The sequence below is a fragment of the Sphingobium sp. AS12 genome (genome assembly GCF_019097845.1).
GTDB lineage: Bacteria > Pseudomonadota > Alphaproteobacteria > Sphingomonadales > Sphingomonadaceae > Sphingobium.
The window spans coordinates 165,246-185,711 of the sequence record NZ_JAHRGM010000035.1 but is presented as its reverse complement, the minus strand read 5'-3'; the positions used below and the strand labels follow the sequence as shown (position 1 = coordinate 185,711).

At 63.8% G+C, this 20,466-nt stretch carries 15 protein-coding genes and 2 pseudogenes; 7 read left to right on the top strand and 10 right to left on the bottom strand.

Annotated elements, in window-relative coordinates:
- The first annotated feature begins 15 nt into the window (after positions 1–15).
- Positions 16–198: a DUF3606 domain-containing protein gene (locus tag KRZ98_RS14110; RefSeq protein ID WP_217674108.1), complete on the top strand. Its 183-nt coding sequence runs from the start codon at positions 16–18 to the stop codon at positions 196–198.
- 63 nt (positions 199–261) lie between these two features.
- Here the strand turns inward: KRZ98_RS14110 and KRZ98_RS14105 are convergent, their stop codons facing one another.
- A complete protein-coding gene (locus KRZ98_RS14105; protein WP_217674107.1) occupies positions 262–2,592 on the bottom strand; it encodes a TonB-dependent siderophore receptor in 2,331 nt (776 codons plus the stop codon).
- A gap of 120 nt (positions 2,593–2,712) precedes the next feature.
- Between KRZ98_RS14105 and KRZ98_RS14100 the strand changes: the two genes are divergently transcribed.
- Positions 2,713–3,765 carry a phytase gene (locus KRZ98_RS14100; protein ID WP_217674397.1) on the top strand — a complete coding sequence of 351 codons (1,053 nt, stop codon included), beginning with the start codon at positions 2,713–2,715 and terminating at the stop codon, positions 3,763–3,765.
- An 89-nt stretch (positions 3,766–3,854) separates the two neighbouring features.
- Here the strand turns inward: KRZ98_RS14100 and KRZ98_RS14095 are convergent, their stop codons facing one another.
- The gene (locus KRZ98_RS14095; protein ID WP_217674106.1) at positions 3,855–6,494 is read right to left on the bottom strand and encodes a M1 family metallopeptidase; all 2,640 of its coding nucleotides are present in this window, start codon (positions 6,492–6,494) and stop codon (positions 3,855–3,857) included.
- Positions 6,495–6,680: 186 nt separating this feature from the next.
- Positions 6,681–7,142, bottom strand: a complete 462-nt coding sequence (queF, locus tag KRZ98_RS14090; RefSeq protein WP_217674105.1) for a preQ(1) synthase — start codon at positions 7,140–7,142, stop codon at positions 6,681–6,683.
- 89 nt (positions 7,143–7,231) lie between these two features.
- Here queF and KRZ98_RS14085 point away from each other — a divergent pair, with 89 nt between their 5' ends.
- The 5 genes and pseudogenes from KRZ98_RS14085 (at position 7,232) to KRZ98_RS14065 (ending at position 12,366) form a co-directional block, all read left to right on the top strand.
- Positions 7,232–8,422 (top strand): hypothetical protein, encoded by a 1,191-nt coding sequence (locus tag KRZ98_RS14085; RefSeq protein ID WP_217674104.1) that lies wholly within the window; start codon positions 7,232–7,234, stop codon positions 8,420–8,422.
- Positions 8,423–8,484: 62 nt separating this feature from the next.
- Positions 8,485–9,330, top strand: a complete 846-nt coding sequence (locus tag KRZ98_RS14080) for a sulfurtransferase (RefSeq protein ID WP_217674103.1) — start codon at positions 8,485–8,487, stop codon at positions 9,328–9,330.
- Positions 9,327–10,559 carry a cystathionine beta-lyase gene (metC, locus tag KRZ98_RS14075; RefSeq protein ID WP_217674102.1) on the top strand — a complete coding sequence of 411 codons (1,233 nt, stop codon included), beginning with the start codon at positions 9,327–9,329 and terminating at the stop codon, positions 10,557–10,559. The genes KRZ98_RS14080 and metC overlap by 4 nt, the downstream gene beginning before the upstream one ends.
- Before the next feature lie 2 nt (positions 10,560–10,561).
- Positions 10,562–11,809: pseudogene (locus KRZ98_RS14070) on the top strand (mechanosensitive ion channel family protein).
- A 44-nt stretch (positions 11,810–11,853) separates the two neighbouring features.
- On the top strand, positions 11,854–12,366 hold the full coding sequence (locus tag KRZ98_RS14065) for a sterol desaturase family protein (RefSeq protein ID WP_217674101.1): 513 nt from the start codon (positions 11,854–11,856) through the stop codon (positions 12,364–12,366).
- Positions 12,367–12,385: 19 nt separating this feature from the next.
- Here the strand turns inward: KRZ98_RS14065 and rmuC are convergent, their stop codons facing one another.
- The 7 genes and pseudogenes from rmuC to KRZ98_RS14030 all read right to left on the bottom strand — a co-directional run bounded on the left by rmuC (position 12,386) and on the right by KRZ98_RS14030 (position 20,448).
- Complete coding sequence (rmuC, locus tag KRZ98_RS14060) at positions 12,386–13,840, bottom strand: DNA recombination protein RmuC (protein ID WP_217674100.1); 1,455 nt, start codon at positions 13,838–13,840, stop codon at positions 12,386–12,388.
- 29 nt (positions 13,841–13,869) lie between these two features.
- Positions 13,870–15,024, bottom strand: coding sequence for an aminotransferase (locus tag KRZ98_RS14055; protein WP_254798503.1), 1,155 nt, complete (start codon positions 15,022–15,024; stop codon positions 13,870–13,872).
- A gap of 536 nt (positions 15,025–15,560) precedes the next feature.
- Positions 15,561–16,004: pseudogene (locus tag KRZ98_RS14050) on the bottom strand (Arm DNA-binding domain-containing protein); the annotation flags it as partial.
- Between the two features lie 293 nt (positions 16,005–16,297).
- Positions 16,298–17,857: a glutamine-hydrolyzing GMP synthase gene (guaA, locus tag KRZ98_RS14045; protein WP_217674098.1), complete on the bottom strand. Its 1,560-nt coding sequence runs from the start codon at positions 17,855–17,857 to the stop codon at positions 16,298–16,300.
- 80 nt (positions 17,858–17,937) lie between these two features.
- Entirely contained in the window at positions 17,938–19,170 is a 1,233-nt protein-coding gene (locus KRZ98_RS14040; RefSeq protein ID WP_217674097.1) for a TCR/Tet family MFS transporter, read from the bottom strand.
- Between the two features lie 27 nt (positions 19,171–19,197).
- On the bottom strand, positions 19,198–19,851 hold the full coding sequence (locus KRZ98_RS14035; RefSeq protein WP_217674096.1) for a YoaK family protein: 654 nt from the start codon (positions 19,849–19,851) through the stop codon (positions 19,198–19,200).
- A 9-nt stretch (positions 19,852–19,860) separates the two neighbouring features.
- The gene (locus KRZ98_RS14030; protein WP_217674095.1) at positions 19,861–20,448 is read right to left on the bottom strand and encodes a hypothetical protein; all 588 of its coding nucleotides are present in this window, start codon (positions 20,446–20,448) and stop codon (positions 19,861–19,863) included.
- Positions 20,449–20,466 lie beyond the last annotated feature (18 nt).

Sequence of the window (20,466 nt, the reverse complement as noted above, 5' to 3'; positions counted from 1 at the left end):
CAGACGGGCGCAACGATGAACCAAGACCAAAGCCGGGCAGGGCCGCCAGAGGCCAGCCACGTCTGCCTGGATGATGCCGACGCCGTCAATTATTGGACGCGCCGGTTCGACGTCTCGCGCGAGGAACTGGAGGAAGCGGTCGATACGGTGGGCGACAGCGTCGATGCCGTCGCCGCCTATCTCAACACCGCCGCCTGACGTAAAAAAGGGGGCTGCGTCCGCCGCAGCCCCCTTCCCCGTTTTCCAGAAGCAGACCGAAGATCAAAAGGCGTAGCGCGCCATGATCTGGAACACCGGTCCGGCCTTTTCGCTTTCCAGCTCATATTCGTCGAAATCGCGGTCGATCTGGTCGGCCAGATTGTCGAACTTGTTGAACGTCTCGCGCTTGGCGCCGTTCAGCAGGTTGGACCCGACCGCGCGGATCGTGAAGGTCTTGCCGATCCGCTTTTCCACGAAGATTTCCAGATCCGCGCCATAGGTGGTGGTCACTTCCTCCGCGATCACCCGGCCAAAGGCGCTGCCCTGCTTGCGATAGGTCGCGCCGAATGCCGCGCCTGCCTGCGGGAAATCCTGGATGAAGCCGAAATTATAGACATATTTCGACTGGTCGTTGAACCGCCGTTCGCCGATCACGTCGGTGATCTTGCTGTCGAGCAGCGAGAGATTGCCGAAAATGCCGGTGTTGGGCAGGCCGACAAAGCCCAGATCGGTCGACAGGTCGAATTCCACGCCCCAAACCTTGCCGTTGCCGACATTCATCGGCTGATAGACGAATGTGCCTTCGCCTTCCGACCCTTCTTGGCCGGTATTGGTCAGCTCGATCAGATCCTTGACGTCACGATAGAAGAAGTTGACGCCGAAAATGCCGCCCGACCCCATGCGATGTTCATAGCCGATATCGAAGCCCCAGGCTGTTTCCGGGCCGAGTTGCGGATTGCCCAGCAAATCGCTGTCGCCCACTTCCTCTTCCAGCACGGCTGGCGTCAGATAGTTGAATTCCGGGCGGCGCAGCGTGCGGGCAACAGACCCGATGATGCGGTCATGGTCGGTCAGCGAATATTTGAACGAGGCTGACGGCAGAAATGCGTCATAATCGCTTTCCTGATCGGCGATCGCCGCCGCGACCGTAAAGTCACTGATGCGAACCTTGGTATGTTCATAGCGCAGACCCGCTTCCCATTTCAGGCTGCCGCTATCCCCTTCGATCAGGGCGAAGCCGTCGCGCCGCTGTTCCTTGATGCGGTTGTCGCCGCCATCAATCGCTTCGGCATCGTCAAAGCCGGTGGCAAGATCGGTGGGGTTCTGGGTGAACTGGTCCCATGCAAAGCTGCCCGTGCCTTCCTGTTCGGCAGCAAAGATGCCGGTGCGGCGATTCTTGTTCTGATAGAAGCCGCCGAACACGAATTTCATCGTGTCGTTCAAGGGCACTTCATGGTCCAGCTTGACCGAAAATTCCCGATCCTTGATCGCGGTGCTGGTCAGCGCGCCCTCAAATTCCGGGTCGTCGCCCTCATCGACATCAAAACCGATCTCATATTCGGTTTCCTGGCGGTCCTCGATGAACTGGGCATAACCCACGCGCACCGATGTCTTGCCCGCCGCCCACTGGTGCGAGAGTTTGCCGTCGATCGAGAAATTCTCCTGATCGATCTTTGCGACATTGGCATTGTCGCTCAGCAGATTGCCGGTCGGCACCGGGCCGTTGATGGCGGTGGCGTCGTCATATTCGAAGCTGCGCTCGGTTTCGGTGCGGTCGGTCTTTACGAAAAAGCCGTTCAGCTTGAAATTGGTGTCGCCCGCGTCGATTTCATAGGTGCCGTTGAAGCTGTAATCCTTGCCATCGCGGGTATCGCTCTGATCCTCGCGATTGTCGAAATCGTCGGTGGCGTAATCGGCGTTATTTTCCGGCGAATCGCCATAGCGCAAGCTCTTCTTCTGCTTGGGGTTGTGCCGCCCCTGCAAATTCGCGCCCAGCAGCAGACGACCCGGACCGACCTGACCGCCCCAAACCAGACCCAGACTCGGCTCGATTTCCTTGTCGTCATAATAAAGCCCGCCCGCGCGGACATAGCCGCCATTCAGCTCATAGCCGTCGCGCAGGTTGATGTTGAGCGTGCCCGCAACCGCATCACCAGTGCGGCGCGCGGAAGAGGAGCGGACGATCTCGACGCTCGAAATCAGCTCGGCGGGGATGCGGTCAAGGAAGAAGCTGCGATCGGCGGACGATCCGGGGACGCGCTCGCCATTGATCAAAATCTGGGTATAGCCCGGCGGCAGACCGCGCAGGCGCGGCGCGTCGCTTTCGATCACGTCGGACAGGAAGGTGACCGAAGGGACGCGCTTGAGCGCATCACCGGCGGTCAGCGGCTCGAAGCGCTGGAAATAGTCGGTGCCATATTTCAGCACGGGTTCGGGCGTGTCGGTGCGGTCACGATAACCGATCCCGGCGATGACGACGATGTCGGCGGCCTGGGTGATCGGCCCGTCCGTCCGTGCTACATCATCAGCGGCGGCAGGTGCCTGCGCACCGGCGGGTGCCGACATCAGTGCAAGCGAAGCACAACCCAGCATCAGCCACTTATTCGCGACCATATAGTCCCCCTGTCATTTAACAGATACATTGACGATCGGACTATCTCTTGTATCTAGCCCGTCTGAATGGGCCGCTAGGAGGCGTTGGTGACTATATCGCGAAATAAATATTACAGTTCGATGATTTTCTGTTTCACTTTTATTACATTGTCGGCCTGCACCACTGTTGAAACCGAAATACCTGTCGCTGTTCGCATCGCCAATGCAACGCCAGCTGCCTCCGTAACTGCGCGCGGCGAAACCACCCCGGTCGGCACCACCAATGCCGATGCGGCGGACGATCCCGCAATCTGGCGCAACGCGGTTGACCCGGCCGCCAGCCTGATCGTGGGGACCGACAAGAAAGCGGGCCTCTACGTCTATGGTCTGGACGGCAAGGTGCGCGACTTTCTGGACGCGGGCCGGGTCAATAATGTCGATCTGAAGGACGGAGTGACCATCAACGGCCAGCGCGGCATCCTGGTCGCCGCCAGCGACCGCAACGCCATCATCAGTGCGAAGATCGCCCTGTTCCGGCTCGACCCCGCGACCGCCAAGCTGACCGCGCTGGGCAAGGTCGATGGCGGCGCTGGCGAGGCCTATGGCATCTGCATGGGTTCGGACGCTGCGGGTCTCTACGCCTTCATCGTGCTGAAGGACGGCACGATCAATCAGGTCGCGCTCGACATGTCCGGGGCGACACCCACGGGCCGCATCGTCCGCACCCTGAAACTGGGCACCCAGTCGGAAGGCTGCGCCGTCGATGACCGCACGGCACGTCTCTATGTCGCAGAGGAAGATGTCGGCCTCTGGCGCTTCGACGCCCGCGCGACAGGCCCGACGACGGCGGTGCAGATCGCGGCGGCGGACGGCAAGAATCTGGTCATGGATGCCGAAGGCGTCGCCATCGCGCCCATGGGCGAGAAGGACGGCTATGTCCTCGTCTCCAGTCAGGGCGACAATGCCTATGTCGCCTATCGCCTCTCCGACGACGCCTATGTCGGTCGCTTCCGCGTGGTCGATGGCACGATTGGCGGATCGGAAGAAACCGACGGCATCGACCTGATGCTCGGCGATTTCGGCCCGCAATTCCCCGGCGGCCTGTTCATCGCGCAGGACGGCCACAACGCGGCAGCGGCGCAGAATTTCAAGCTGGTCGCGTGGGACGATATTGTGAAGGCGCTGGGTTTATAATGCCCCTCCCTTCAGGGAGGGGTTAGGGGAGGGGCTGTAACACGCCCTCCCCCGACCCCTTCCACAAGCGGGAGGGGAGCGATCAACTTTTACTTTTGCCCCGCAAACCAGGCCGCCAGCGGTGCCTTCAACCGGCTGCGCGTCTCGATCCGCGTCTTGATCGCAGCGATCGAACGATCCACCACCTTGCGCGATTCAGGCGTCAGATATTGGGTCGCATAGGCGTCCAGCTTGGTCGCCATCGCCGGGTCGGCCGATCCGCCGCCCAGCCGCGCCAGTGCCTGGCTGCGCGCCGACACGTCGATCAGCGCCTCATATTGCGCCCGGTGCGCCAGCACGTAGTCGACCGCCAGCATCGGATGCTCCGCCCCCACCTGCGCGATGATCGCCGCGCTGGTGGTCTTGCCCGGCTCGTCGGTCAGGGCGAGATCGAGCGCCTTGGCGCCCAGCCCTTCATCCTTCGCCGCGCCCAGCAGCGCGAACAGGCTGCTCTTTTCCAGATCGCTCTTCGCCCCCTTGGCCATCGCGCGCAGCTTGTCCCAGGTTGCCTGATCAGCGTTCTTCGCGATGATCGCCAGCCACACATTGCGCAGCGGCCCGTCGAGCGCGGCAGGGTCGCTCGCCAGCGCGGCAAAGCGCCGGTTGGCCTCCGCCACCACCGCCTTGTCGCCCATATCGCCCAGCGTCGATACCAGCGCGGAGCGCAGCACCGGCACCTGCGCGCCCTCGCCCGACTTGGCGTCATAGCCGATCGCGCTCAGCGCCGGGGTCAGCTTTGCCGACGTATAGGCCGCGACCTTGGCCTGTGCCGCCTTGTCGCTTTCCAGCATGGCATAGGCACTGTCGAGATAGCCCGGCACCTCTGCCAGCACGGCGGGGCTGGCCGAAACCGGCACCGCGTCGATCAGGTCCAGCGCCAGCCCGATCGGCTGATAGCCGCCCAGCCCCAGCTGGAAATTATCCGCTAGCAATCCGGTCTGGTCGATCGACGCCAGCTTGGTAAAATCCTTCGCCAGTGCCTGCACATTCGCGGCGGGGTAGAGCGAGCGATAATAGCCCGTCTGCCCGGCATTGACGACATAAGCACCGCAGCCCGGTAGCACCATCTGCCCCTTGCCCTGCAAAATCAGCCGCTGCGGCGCGCCACCAATGGTCTGCGCCATCACCGGCACATTCCATTTGAGCGGCGTCTTGCCCTTGGCATCGCGGCTATATTCACCCTGGCTCAGGTTCAGCACCGTCTGCCCGCCCTGACATTGGGCGCTCTCGACCGTCACCAATGGGATGCCTGGCTGGCTGGTAAAATCATGGGCGATGCTCACCAGCCCCTTGGCCCCCGCGCCCTCGACCGCCTTCCACAGGTCGTCGGTCACCGTGTTGCCATAGGCGTGCGCCTTCATATAGCTGCGGATGCCGTTCTTCCATACATCCTCGCCAGCAAAGCCTTCCAGCATGGTGATGACTGCCTCACCCTTCTGATAGGTGATGGCGTCGAATGCCTGATTGACCTGATCGACGGTGGTGATTTTCTGCACCACCGCATGGGTGGTGGCGAGCGAATCGAGGCTCATCGCCGCCTCGCGCCCGTCCACGCGGGTCAGCAGCATTTCCCAGTAGGGTTGCAGCTTGTCGGTCACCTTGGTCGCCATCCAGCTGGCGAAACCCTCGTTCAGCCACAGATCGTCCCACCAGGCCATGGTGACCAGATCGCCGAACCATTGGTGCGCCATTTCATGCGCGACGGTTTCGTAGATGCGGCGCTTCGTCGCTTCGGATGTGAAACGGGGGTCGACCAGCAGCGCGCGCTCGAAGGTGAAGATCGCGCCCCAATTTTCCATCGCGCTGAAAAACTGGCTCTGGCCCGGCCCTGCGACATTATCCAGCTTGGGCAGCGGATAGGGGGTACCGAAATAATCGTTGAAATAGGGCAGGATGTTAACCGACGCATCCAGCGCCAGCGCCGCCTTGCCGCTATTGCCCTTGCCGGTGATCACGCCCACTTCGGTCGCGCCCGACATCTTGGTCGCGCGCTCCAGTTCGCCAAGGCCAAAGAAGAGCAGGTAGGACGACATTTTTGGGGACGTGCCGAACGTCACCTGGGTCTTGCCACTGCCCAGATCCTTGGTCGTCTTGACCGGCATGTTGCCGACCGCCAGTTCGCCCGTCGGGATGATCGCGCTCAGATCGAACGTCGCCTTATAGCTTGGCTCGTCCCAGCTCGGCACGAAACGGCGCGCATCGGGTGCCTCGAACTGGGTGAACAGGGCGCGCTTCGCCTGACCCTCATTATTGGTATAGTCGAGTGCGAACAGCCCGTTCGCCTGCGTGTTGATGACGCCTGCATAGGCGATGGCGAGCTTATATTGGCCCGGCGCCAGCGGCTTGCCGAAGTCCAGCGTTACCGTCTGCGCATCGGTATCCACCTTGGCGCTGCCCTTGATCGCCTTGCCCTTGGCCGGGGTCAGCATGACATCGCCAAAAGTCAGGTCTGCGGCGTTGAGAACCAGAGCAGGCATCGCCGTGCTGACGGTGACGTCGATCGTCACCTTGCCGGTGAATTTGAGGTTCGCCGCGTCAGGCGTCACCTCGATCGCATAATGGCTGGGCACGGCACCGCGCGGCAATTGGGTGGTGATGCCAGCAGCGGGACCGGACTGCGCCAGCGCAGGCGTGGCAAGGGCGATGGGCGCGGCTGCGATCAGCAGCGGCAGGATTTTGGCAAGCGACATAGGGTTTCAGACTCCGACACGTCAGGCAGGCTTGGGTCCGATCGGACCGGCACCGTGATGAACGCGGAATAACCCGTTTCGCTGCATCGGTCACGCAATGATATGGTATCTCAATGTCGCTGGTCGAACCCTGTTGTGCGTTCGTCAAACAGGAAGGATGGCGTTGCCACCCAACACGGAGGGATTTTACCCCCGCCCGCGATAGCCCGGCACATCCTGCGCGGGCAGCCACAAATCCTGCGGCGGCGCGCCCGATTGCCAGAACACGTCGATCGGAATCCCACCGCGCGGATACCAATAGCCGCCGATACGCAGCCACACCGGCTTCATCTCGGTAAACAGCCGTTCGCCGATGCCCACGGTGCAATCTTCATGAAAGGAGGCGTGGTTGCGGAACGAGCCCAGAAACAGTTTCAGCGACTTGGATTCGACGATCGTGTCGCCGGGCGCATAGTCGATCACCAGATGGGCGAAATCGGGCTGGCCGGTCACCGGACAGAGCGAGGTAAATTCCGGTACGGCAAAGCGCACCAGATAGTTGCGGCCGGGCCGGGGGTTGGGGACATAGTCCAGCACCGCCTCTTCCGGGCGGGTGGGCAGGGCGCTGGTCTGGCCCAGATGGAGCGGGGTCAAGGCAGGGTCGGTCATGCCGCTCCCCTACGCGATTGCACGGCTGGTGTCATCGGCTTCTCATTGTTCACTTGCGGTTCAGCCGCTCTTGTGCCTTGGCTCGACCCATGGGGTATCATCGTTCGTTTCTGTTCGCCGCGCCATTGCTGCTTGCGCTGCCCGTTCATGCCCAGCAGACGGAGGAGGCCGCACCGGTATTCACTCTGCCGCCCGCCTCCGCGCCGCAGCCCGCCAATCCCCGCCAGCAAGGCCCGGAACTGGACGTGTTCCGCGCGCCTGCGACGACTACCGCGCCTCCGCCGGTGGTAGCGCCGACGGTGAGGCCGACGCCCACACCTTCGCCTGCCCAGCCTGCGCCACAAGCCCCGGCGCAGCGCGCCGCGCCAGCGCCCACGCCACGCGCCGCCCCGGCACGGCCAGCCCCACGCCCGACAGCAGAAGCGGAACGCGCAGCCCCCGACAATCAAAGCAGCCCGGTCACCGCGCCGCAGGCTCAACCCGTAGCTGAACCTGCCCCCACCCCTGCCTCTTCTGCGCCACAGGAAGCGCCACTCTCACCAGCACCGACCGACGCCACCCCCTGGCCCTGGATCATCGGGGGTGCGCTCGCGCTGCTGGCGATCGTCGCAGCCCTCCTGTTGCGCCGCCGTCGCCAGCCCGCGAAGGACGAAGCCGACGTCGAGATTGCGCCGCCCGCGCCGGTCCCCGTTCCAGCCCCGCCCAAACCTGCGCCAACGCCTGAACCTGCGCCCGTATTCGCCATCCCCGACGCGCCCGACCGCCCCTGGCTCGACATGGCGCTGGACCTCGCCCAGGCACGCTATTCGCTGATGGGCATGACGGTCGGCTATACGCTACTGCTCCACAATCGCGGCGACACCCCGGCGCAGGATGTGCTGGTGCGCGGCATTATCGGCAATGCAGGCGCAGAGCAGCAGGCCTTGCTTCAGAGCTTCTTCGCCCAGCAGAGCGGCTTGCCGCTTCATGCCGCCGTGTCGATCATGCCCGGCGAGACAAGGCGGCTGACCGGCGAATTGCGGCTGATGCCCGACCAGATCGTGCCGGTGACGATAGGCCAGCGCAGCCTGCTGATCCCGCTCGCCGCCTTCGACGCCAGCTATCGCTGGGGACCAGAGGAGGCCGAACCTTTGGGCCATGGCCGCACCGCCCGTGCCTTCATAATGGGGCAGGAACAGGAGCCGCCCGCCGAAAGACTCGCCCCCTTCCGCCTCGACCAGGGACCGCGCCAATATCGCCGCGCCGCCACCCGCGCCGCGGGTGAACTGGTCCCGTCCTGATCCCCCTTTCCTGCCTGTCCTGCGCGTTCTACAGATAGGAAAATCAGGCCAGAGGGCATCGCATGGACATTCTCGTTTCGACCGACTGGCTGGCCGCTGAACTGGGCAAGCCGGACCTGTGCATATTGGATGCCAGCCTGTTCCTGCCCGGCACCCCGCGCGACCCGCGCGCCGAATTTGAGGCCGCCCATATCCCCGGCGCGGCCTATATGGACTTGCCCAGCCTCAACGATCCCGACGATCCGACCCCCGGCATGATCCCGCCCGACGCGCTGATGACGCAGCGCGCGCAGGCGCTGGGCATCAACACCGACAGTCGCATCATCGTCTATGACAACAGCCCCGTCCACAGTGCCGCACGCGGCTGGTGGATGGCGCGGCTCTATGGCCTTGGCGCATCCGCCGCGATCCTCGACGGCGGCCTGCCCAAATGGGTCGCCGAAGGACGCGCGACGCAAAACGGCCCCGTAACCCCCACGCCCGGCAACGCCGTCGCCCGCCGCGCGCCCGGCCAGGTCCGCACCAAGGCCGATTTGATCGCCAACCTCACCACCAACCAAGCCCAAGTCCTCGACGCGCGAGGCGCAGGCCGTTTTACTGGCGAGGAGGCCGAACCGCGACCCGGCATGGCGTCGGGCCATATCCCCGGATCGCGCAACCTGCCCTCCTCCGCACTGTTCAACCCCGACAACAGCATGAAGAAGGGCGAGGATTTGCGCCAACTCGTCACGAACGCCGGGATCGATCTCGACCGCCCGGTCATCACCACCTGCGGCAGCGGCGTCACCGCCGCCATCCTGCTTGCGGGCCTTGAACTGCTGGGCCAGCGCGACGTCACCCTGTACGACGGCAGTTGGTCCGAATGGGGTTTCGATCCCGCCACGCCCAAGGCGACCGGCCCGGCATGAGCGACGCAGATCACAATCGAGATAAGCGCAAGCCGCTGACCAAATTGGCGCAGGCAGGGCGCAAGCCCGAATGGACCGGTATGCCCGGCCAGCCTGGCGCGATTGTCAGCCCGCCGGTCTGGCGCGCCTCGACCATCCTCTATGATGACGTCGCTCATCTGCGCCGCGCCGCGGGCAGCAGCACGCATGAACGGCTCTTCTACGGGCGCAAGGGGACGCCGACCGCCTGGAGCCTGGCCGACGCGCTCACCGAAATGGAGCCGGGCGCGGCGGGCACGATGCTGTTCCCGTCGGGCGTTGCGGCGATCGCCTGCGCGTTGATGGCTGTGCTGAAGCCCGGCGACAAATTGCTGATGGTCGACAGTGCCTATGACCCGACCCGCAATTTCTGCACGCAAATGCTGCATAATTACGGCATCGAAACGATATTTTACGATCCCTGTGACATTGTCCAGCTCAGTGTCGGGTTAGCCGATCAACGGGTCCGCGCCCTCTTCCTCGAAAGCCCCGGTAGCCTGACCTTCGAAGTGCAGGACATCCCCGCCCTCACCGCGCTGGCCCGCCAGCACGGCGTCGTCACCCTGGCGGACAATACCTGGGCTACCCCGCTCTATTTTCCGGCCCTGTCCCACGGCGTCGACATCTCCATCCTCGCCTGCACCAAATATATCGTCGGCCATAGCGACGTCATGATGGGCAGCGTCACCGCGACCGACCATTGGTTTACCAAAATCCGCCAGACCGCCTATTTGCTGGGCCAGATGGTCAGCCCCGACGACGCCTGGCTCGCCTCGCGCGGCCTGCGCACCCTGGGCGTGCGGCTGAAGCAGCATCAGGACAGCGCACTTGCCATCGCCCATTGGCTCAAGGACCAGCCGGAGGTCGCCCGCGTCCTCCACCCCGCCGTGCCCGATTGCCCCGGCCACGCTTTCTGGCAACGGGATTTCAGCGGATCGACCGGCCTGTTCAGCTTCATCCTGAACGGCGGGGACGAAGCGGCGCGCGCCGCCCTGATCGACGGTCTCGCCCATTTCGGCATCGGCTACAGCTGGGGCGGCTTTGAAAGCCTGGCCCTCCCCATCGACCCGGCCCGCTACCGCAGCGCCACGGTCTGGCAGGCGCAGGGTCCGGCCGTCCGCCTCCATATCGGGCTGGAAGATCCCGCCGACCTGATCGCCGATCTCGCCGCCGGTCTCGCCCGCTTCCGCGCCGTCCGCGACGGGGGCTAGGGATGATGCCCGGCATCGACTGGTTGCTGGCCCATGTGCCGGACGATAGCGGCATCATCCATCCGCTGATCGCGCTGGCGCTCGCGCTGCTACTGCATCTGGCCGCCGCTGGGCTGGCCCGCTTCATCGCCCCCCGCCTTCACCCAGCGGTTGCGGGCGATGCTGCGCTATGCGCTCTCGGCGCTGCTGATCGGCGTGGCCACCGCCTTCTGGCCCCATGATTCGGTCGGGCATCTTGTCCTGGGTATCGGGCTTGGCCTCTCGGTCGCGCTGCTCGCCGTCTATGCGCTGCGGACGCTGGCGATCCCGCGCTGGGCCGTGTTGCCGCTGGCGCTCTTGCTATTCCTCAGCATCGTGTCCGGCACCAGCGGCGGCCTTGCCCCGGTCGGCGCGATGCTCGACACGGTCGGCATTAGCCTGGGCAAACGGCGCATCACCCTGCTTGGCCTGCTGTCGATCGCCGCCACCTGCGTTGCCCTCTTCGCCCTCGTGCGCCTCGCCAACCGGCTGATCGGCCGGTCGATCGACCATACCGACGGCTTCGACCCGACCCAGAAGTTGCTGGCGCAAAAGCTCGCGGCCATCGCGGTCATCGTCGCCGCCTTCTTTGTCGGCGTCGATCTGCTCGGCATCGACCTCACGGCGTTCGCGGTCTTTTCCGGCGCGCTGGGCCTCGCCATCGGCTTTGGCCTGCAAAAGACCTTCGGCAACCTGATCGCCGGAATCATCCTGCTGATGGACCGCTCGATCAAGCCGGGCGACGTCATCGTGGTGGGCGACAGTTTCGGCTGGGTGAACAAGATCGGCGTCCGCGCCGTCAGCGTCATCACCCGCGACGGCAAGGAACATCTGATCCCCAACGAAAACCTCATGACGCAGGAGGTGGAGAACTGGTCCTATTCCGACCGCAACGTCCGCGTTCGCATCCCTGTAGGAGTCGGCTATGATTGCGACCTGACACTGGCGCAAAGCCTCATGCGGCAGCCGCGCTCGATTGCCGGCGGGTGCTGCGCGAACCCGAACCCAATGTCTGGCTGATCGGCTTTGGCGAGAGCCGCGTCGATCATGAGATTTTGGTGTGGATCAGCGACCCGGAAGGCGGCGTCACCAATGTGAAGTCGGACATTCTCAACCGGCTGTGGCACCTGTTCAGGGATAATGGCATCATCATCCCCTATCCGCAGCGGGTGATCCACGCCGCACCCGCGCCCGTGCCGCAGCCTGCCCCCGACCTTTCGGCCACACCGTAGCTTTACGGGTCGCGCCGTCGCCTCTGCCCGCCTATATGGATGCCATGTCGATCCTGCTGCCTGTCCTTATCTTTCTCGCGACCGTCGCTGCGATGGAAGGCTTTGCTTATGTGATGCACCGCTGGGTGATGCACGGGCCGGGCTGGTTCCTGCACGCCAGTCACCACCGCCCGCGCAAGGGGAATTGGGAAGCCAATGATCTCTATTTCGTGATCTTCGCTTTGCCCTCGATCATCCTGCTGCTGGGCGGCGTGCAATGGGGCTGGGGCAATCTGGCCACCGCCTGCGGCGCGGGGATCGCCGCCTATGGCGCGATCTATTTGGGCTTCCACGACATCATCGTCCACCAGCGGGTGAAGAACCGCTACGTCGCCCGATCCCCCTATATGAAGCGCATCGTCCAGGCGCACCGGCTGCACCATGTGGTAGAGACCAAGGAAGGCACGGTCAGCTTCGGCTTCCTCGTCGCCCCGCGCCCGGAGGATCTGAAACGCGAACTCGCCCGCCGGAACCGGGCGGGAGTGCGGGCAGCAAGTGGAGCGGCGGCGAAGCGCTGACACCACCGCCCCCGTTTGTTTATTCAACCGCGTCCGGCAAGGCCCGCAGTGCTTCCGCAGACGCAGGATCGCGCACCAGCGCATCGACCGGTGCCAGCTCTTCCAGCTCCTTGCCGCCCGTCTCGATATTAAGGTCGCGCAACTTGCGTCCGGTCACCAGCACCCGGCTTTCAAAGCTGCCGACAAAGGCGTTATAATCGCCCACCGCGCCATGCAGCCGGTTGCCCAGCTTCTTGAGTGATGCCGCCGCCGCCGCCAGCCGCTCATAGAGTTCCTTGCCCAACTGACCGACCTGCCGCGCCTGATCCTGCAACTTGGCCTGTCGCCAATGCCCCGCCAGCGTGCGCGCCAGCGGCAGGAAGGTCGCCGGGCCGCAGATGATGACCCGGTTCTTGGCGGCCCGTTCCCACAGGTCCATGTCCGCTTCCAGCGCGGCGGTGACGAAATTATCGCCCGGCACATACATGATGACGAAATCGGGCGCCTTGTCGAACTGCTCCCAATAGGCCTTGCGCCCCAGCGCGTCGGCGTGGGTCCGCATCGCGCGGGCATGGTCGGCCATATGCGCCTCGCGGATCGCCGGATCGACCTGATCGACGGCATTTAGATAGGCGACCAGCGAGCATTTGACGTCCACGACCATCTGCTGGTCGCCAGGCAGGCGGATGATGAAGTCGGGCCTGAGCCGGCCATCCTCGACCGTGACCGACACTTCCTCGCTGAAATCGACGAAAGGCGACAGGCCGGCCGTCTCGATCAGATTCTTGAACTGCTGCTCACCCCAGCGCCCCCGCGTCTTGGGCGCGGCACGCAGCGCGTTGACCAGCTTGGCAGTCTCGTCGCGCACCTGCCCCTGCCCCAGTTGGACCTGGTTCACTGCCTCGCGCAATTCGGCGTAGCTGCCGACGCGATCCTTCTCGACCCGCTGCAACCCTTCCTCATAGCGTTTGAGCGTCGTTTCCACCGGCGACAAGAGGGTCTTGAGCTGCGCCTCGCTCTTGTCGTTCGCCTGGGCAAAACGCTGGTCCGCACGGTCGAGGAAGGTCTTTTGCGCCTCGCCCAGCAGCTTGCCGCCAATCTCGCTGAACTGGGCCGACAATTGCTCCTTTGCATCCTTGAGCGCCGCGATCTGCGCCTCAAACGCTTCGGCGCGCGCCTGCGTGTCGGACTGGAGCGCCGCCAGTTCGCGCAACGCCGCTTCCCGCTCGGCCTGCACCGCATCGAGCCGCTGCGAGAGCGCCGCCTGCGCCACCTCCAGCCGCTGCGCTGCAGCTGCCGTCTGTGCGACCCGCTCCTTCTCCACCGCCAGCTCGCTGATCGCACCGTTGCGCTGGCTGGTCGTCAGGTCCAGCCGACCCGCCAATTCCGCCTTCTCCGCCATCATGGGGCCAAGCGCCTTGCCGCGCAGCAGCCAGCCGACCGCCAGTCCGATCAACAGCGCAACGACAATCAACAGGATCGGCAGGATTTCCATGAACACCCCTTCTGGAACGAAAAGGGAACCTAGCGCCCTTCGCCACCCGCCGCAACCGCCCGTTGGCGAAACGCGGCCAGCCGCGCCACCGCTTCATCCAGCACTTCGTCCGCCTTTGAAAAGCACAGCCGGACCAGATGGGTCACGGGTTCGTCGGGATAGAAAGCGGAGATCGGAATCGCCGCCACCCCGGCCTCATGAACGATGCGCTCACAAAAGGCGACGTCATCCATGGCGATGCCACTGGCGGGCAGATCGACGCAGACAAACCATGTCGCTTGGGCGGGCAGCAGAACAAATCCCGCCTCTGTCAATCCCGCCACCAGCCGGTCGCGCGACGCCTGATAGTCCGCGCGCATCGCGTCGAACCAATCTACCGGCTTGGCCAGCCCTTTGGCTACCGCCCATTGCAGGTTGGGCGGGGTTGTGAAGGTCAGAAACTGGTGCGCCCGCGCCAGCAAAGTCCCGATCGGCGGGGCGGCGCACATCCAGCCGACCTTCCAGCCGGTGAGCGAGAAAATCTTGCCCGCCGACCCGATTTTAACTGTCCGCTCGCGCATCCCCGGTTGCGCCATCAGCGGATGATGGCGCACCCCGTCATAGGTCAGATGCTCCCACACCTCGTCACATATGGCGATCAGATCGCGATCGACGCAGAAACGCGCCAGCACTGCCAGTTCCTCCTCGCGCAGGACGATGCCGGTTGGATTGACCGGGTTGTTCATCAGCAGGAAGCGGGTGCGTGGCGACGCCGCCGCCTCCAGCGCTGCTGGCGTAATCCGCCATTCCGGTGGGGTCAGCCGCACGACCTTCGCCACGCCGCCCGCCCGCTCGATCAGCGGCAGATAAGCGTCGTAGAGCGGGGCCAGCAGCAGCACTTCGTCGCCCGGCTGCACCAGCGCCAGTAGGGTCGCGGCAATCGCCTCGGTCGCGCCGGATGTCACGATGACCTCCTGCGCGGTCAGGGCCAGCCCCTGATGCGCGGCATAATGGCTCGCCACCGCCGTGCGCAGTTCGGGCAGGCCAGCCATCGGCGGATATTGGTTGGATCGGCTGAGCAGCGCGTCGGCCGCCACGTTCAAAATGTCCGCCGGTCCCGGCGCGTCGGGAAACCCCTGCCCCAGATTGATCGCCCCCGTCTCACGGGCCAGCGCCGACATATGCTCGAAAATGGTGGTCGGCATGTCCCGATAGACGGGGTGGCCAAATTGCCCGACTGCCAACGCTATTCTCCTCCGCTGCGGCGGCTTGCGCCGCCGATGAACCGGGTGACCGTACCCCGGACGGTCACTTCATCCGGTTCATTCCCACTCGATTGTCCATGCACATGTATCTATCTGATTTATAACGCGAAAAATATTTTCCGTGATCATCTGCCGCTAGCAGGGACGTCAGGAAGCTAAACTTTTGAACCTATTTGATAATTTGGGCTTCTTGTCACAAACCACCTATCGAAGACATTCGATACCGCGCGCGAGCCGATTAGGCCAAGGAGCAGTCACTGCGAACCAAGGCGTCAACCGCGAAATTACCGTCCATCGACCGCATTGCCGGTGCCGATCTGTGGATCGGCGTCAAAACTGTCCCCTGCCTATGTGCGGCACAACCATTTGGAAACCCACCGAAAAAGGATATTTACAGGGTCCTAATCGGCGCTTATCGGAACCCCCGCTTCAGATACTTTCTCATGGTAATACAGTGATAGGGAAGAAATTCGAAGGTGCGCGCGCAGATCGCCAGGGGTGATTTCACTCAACAAGCGATTTCGCCACACCGGGAGCAGCTCTCGCTCGAAGATCGAGCGCCGCATCGCCCGTGTGCTGTCGGCCATGGGTGCCAACTTTAACCACTTCTCGCCGAACTCGCCGAAGCTCTTGGCCTCCTTGATCCGGCGTTTCTCCCTCTGCTTCTCGATTGACGGTGACAGCCCTTCCGCGACCATCCGCTTGGCGTCGATGCACTTCTCCCGTGCTCGTGCGAGAGAGATGCCCGATGGGCCGTATCGTCCGAGAGTGACCGTCTCTCGCCGCCCATTCAGACGGTAGTCCAAGCGGAACGAAATAGCCCCGCCAGTGGTGACCCTTACATACATGCCATCCCGGTCCGAGACCTTGTATGCTTTCTCTTTTGATTTCAGGTTCTTAAGTGCTGCATCCGTAAGCATTGTGGGACCTCCGCGACTAAAATACCGTCAGCCCAAAAACGCACCCTTCCCGGCCGAAAAAGCTTTGCTTTTCCAGTGGTTATGGAAAAAAAAATACCGTCAGGGACTGTGTTGACCCTGACGGTATCGAGCAATTTGCGATGAGACAAGAGCAGCCGGGACCGTCAGCTTGAGCGACAGATGCGAAGGCTACCCACCGATTGTTATTGAATGTCCGTGATAATAAACTATTTTTTATCAGTCACTTACGTCGCATAATGGCGTAGTTTCAGCCCCCTCTGGAGGGGTCAAAATCATTCCCACTCGATCGTGCCCGGCGGCTTGGATGTATAGTCATAGACCACCCGGTTGATACCCTTGACCTCGTTAATGATCCGGGTCGCGACGCGGCTGAGGAAAGCGGCATCGAACGGGTAGATGTCCGCGGTCATGCCATCGGTCGAGGTGACGGCGCGCAGGGCGCAAACGCTGTCATACGTGCGCAGGTCGCCCATGACGCCCACGGTGCGGACGGGGAGCAGCACGGCAAAGGCCTGCCAGATCGCATCATAGAGGCCCGCATTGCGGATTTCTTCCAGATAGACCGCATCGGCCTTGCGCAAGATGTCGCAGCGTTCCTTGGTCACTTCGCCAGGGATGCGGATGGCAAGGCCCGGACCTGGGAAGGGATGACGGCCCACGAAAATCTCCGGCAGGCCCAGTTCCCGGCCCAGCACACGCACTTCATCCTTGAACAGTTCGCGCAACGGTTCGACCAGCTTCATGTTCATGCGTTCGGGCAGCCCACCGACATTATGGTGCGACTTGATCGTTACGCTGGGTCCGCCGGTGAAGCTCACGCTCTCGATCACATCGGGATAGAGCGTCCCCTGTGCCAGGAAATCGGCACCACCGATCTTCGCGGCTTCCTCTTCGAACACCGCGATAAATTCACCGCCGATGAACTTGCGCTTCTTTTCCGGGTCCGTGAGGCCAGCAAGGCCGCCCAGGAATCGATCCTCGGCATTCACATGGACCAGTTTGATGCCATAATGTTCGCGGAACAGGGTGACGACCTGCTCGGCCTCGCCCAGCCGCATCAGGCCATGATCGACGAACACACAGGTCAGTTGATCGCCGATCGCCTCGTGGATCAGCACGGCCGCGACCGCGCTGTCAACGCCACCCGACAGGCCGCAAATCACCCGGCCTTCGCCCACCTGTGCGCGAATTTCGGCGATCTTGGTCGCCCGAAATTCCGCCATGGTCCAGTCGCCCGCGAGGCCGCAGACATGGCGGACGAAATTGGCGAGCAGCTTGCCCCCATCGGGGGTGTGGACGACTTCGGGGTGGAACTGGGTCGCGTAGAAGCGCCTGGCTTCATTGGCAGTGACGGCGAAGGGTGCGCCCTCGCTGGTCGCGACGACCTCGAACCCGTCGGCCAGCTGCGTCACCTTGTCGCCATGGCTCATCCACACCTGATGCTTTTCGCCGGGCACCCACAGGCCGTCGAACAGCGCGCAGGGCTTCTTAACCTCGATGAAGGCGCGACCGAACTCGCCGCTCTCGCCGCCTTCGACATTACCGCCCAGCTGCTGCATCATCGTCTGCTGGCCATAACAGATGCCCAGCACCGGCACGCCCGCATCGAAAATGGCTTGCGGCGCACGAGGGGAATCGTCCCACATGACCGAAGAGGGGCCGCCCGACAGGATCACGCCCTTGGGCTGCATCCGGGCAAAAGCCTGTTCCGCGCTGTTGAACGGGGCGATTTCGGAATAGACCCCCGCTTCGCGCACGCGCCGGGCGATGAGCTGGGTCACCTGGCTGCCGAAGTCCACGATAAGGATGGAATCCTGAAGGGGCAGCGTCATCGAATCGCCTTTATGTCGAGCGGTGGAAGGGATTCGCGCCCGGTTAGTCGCCCGGCCCCGATATGTCCAGTTTTCGCGACCTATGCTGCGTCCTCGTCCAGCCTGCGGCCTGCTGCCCACCCCAGCAGCGCTGCCCCGCCCAGCACGCCCGCCGCGATCAGGAAGGCGCTGCCGATGTAGGGCAGCGTCGGATTGCCGCCGACCGACAGCGCATATACGCCGCCAAAGAAGAGCGGCGATACGATTCCCGCAATGCTGCCGACGCTGTTGTTCGCGCCCTGCAACTGGCCCTGTTCGGATTCGGACACGCGCCGCGTCATCAGTGACTGGATCGTCGGCATTGCCAGCCCCCACAGCGCATTGGGCAGCATCGCTGCGACGAACAGCCAGCCGGTCGGCGCCAGCCCCATGCAGGCGATGCCGACAGCGCCGAAGGCCAGCCCCGTCACCATCGTCGCCCGATCGCCCAGCCTTTTCACTACGGGCCCGACCAGCAAGCCCTGCACGCCCATGTCGAGCAACCCGACCATGGCGAGCAGACTGCCAACCTGCCACGCCCCCCAGCCATAACGATCCCCGGCGTAGAGAACGAACACGGCGGAGAAGAGATGATGGGCAAAATAGAGCAGGAAATTGACGATCGCCAAGCTCGACAGCTCCGGGTGGGACCGCAGCAGGGTGAGCGCGCCGAACGGATTGGCGCGGCTCCAGGAGAAGGTCATACGCTTATCCCGTGGCAACGATTCGGGCAGGACGATCAGCCCGTATAGGAATGCCAGTCCCGACAGCCCCGCCGCCGCCCAGAAAGGCGCGCGCAACGAAATTTCGCCCAATATGCCGCCGAGCAGCGGCCCGGCGACAAAGCCGCCGCTGAACGCTGCGCCGATCAGGCCATAGCCGCGCGCGCGATCTTCGGGTTGGGTGATGTCGGCCATATAGGCAAAGACCGAGGTGAAACTGGATGAGGTGACACCGGCCAATATCCGTCCCAGCGCCAGCCACCATAAATTGGGTGCGAGCGCCATCAGCACATAGTCGAGCGCGAGCCCACATACCGATACGAGGATGACGGGCCGCCGCCCGAACCGGTCAGAGAGTGACCCGATGATCGGCGAACAGATGAACTGCATCCCCGCCCACAGCGCGACGAACACGCCATTCCACAGCCCAGCCGCGCTGCTGGAGCCGGACAGCGATTCGATGAGTTGCGGCAGCACCGGGATGATGATTCCCATCGACATCACGTCGAGCAGCGCCGTCACCAGGATGAAGGCAATGGCCGCGTTGCGGCGGGGGAGGAGCGTGGCGGGCATGGGACACCGCCTAGAGCGGTTGAGCGGTCATGCCAAGCGATCGGCGCGCGGCAGCGGTCCCAGCCAGAGGCTCCACGCCAGCAACAGCACGCACCAGCCGCAAGCGACCCATAATGCGCCAAGGTCCATGCGCCCAAACAGCAATGCGCCCGCCACGGCCCCCGCGACCAGGCCCAGCCAGAGCAATAAATGGGGCAGCCAGCCAAAAGCGGGGCCACCGGTCACGGCGCTGGCCAGCGCCTGCCCCAGCTTCACCAGCGCGCCGGTCATATAGGTGACGCCAATGCTCACCTCGCCATTGCGCTGGAACACATTGTTCACCGCGCCCATCGCCGCCGCCATCAGCAGGGTCAGGCCGTCGCCAGCCGATCCGGCAAGCGATGCCGCCATGGTCAACAGCGCCAGCACCAGTCCCAGCACGGCCTGCTTGCGCCACCGCCCGGCGGCCCGCGCCAGCAACGCGCCAGCAAATACCCCGCCGACAAATGCGCCGATCAGCCCGATCGCTGCCCATGCCAGCGTCGGCTCGGTCGCGATGCCGACTGCCATCCGGGTCGAATTGCCGCTCATGAAGGACACGAACAGCCCGCCCAGCTTGAGCAAACCCAAGGCATCGACGATCCCCGCAAGCGCCGCCAGGCCAAAGGCCAGGACATGGCGCGACGGAGGATGGCGATGCATCGCTGCGGCCTATTGCATCACGACATCGCGACTCAGATAGACCTGCGCCACGCGGCCATCCTTGATCGTGCAGGTGAAGCGGCGGGTGGTGCCGGTCGGGGCGCGATAGCTGGCGCGGGATTCCACCTCGCCGTCGATGTTATAGCCGTCTTGCACTGCGCGTGGCTCATCCATGCGCCGCACCTCGGCATAGCCGCCACTCTGTCCCTGCGTCTCATCACGCGCGGCAACCGCGCAGGCATCGGTCATCTGGTCCTGATCGCCATTGGCCGCGGCAACATCGGAAAAATCATCGTCGCGTCTGACATCCGCGCCATAATCAGTGCGGTTGGCAGGCGGTGGTGCGGCATCGCCGCTGTTGCGCGCTGCCTTCTTGTCCTTCGACATGGAGGAGGCGACGATCGCCACCGCGCCGATCAGCGCTGCGACCCCGACGGCATCGCCAAAGCCGAAACCATTGCCACGATCACGATGGTGATGGCTCCAGCCCCGATCGTGGCCACGATCATAGCGCGGACGCGCCTGCGCCGGGGCGATGCTGCCCACCAGCAGCGCCAGCCCCACCAGCGATCCTGCCATCCAGCGCGTTTTGCCCATGCGTCTATCTCCTGCGGT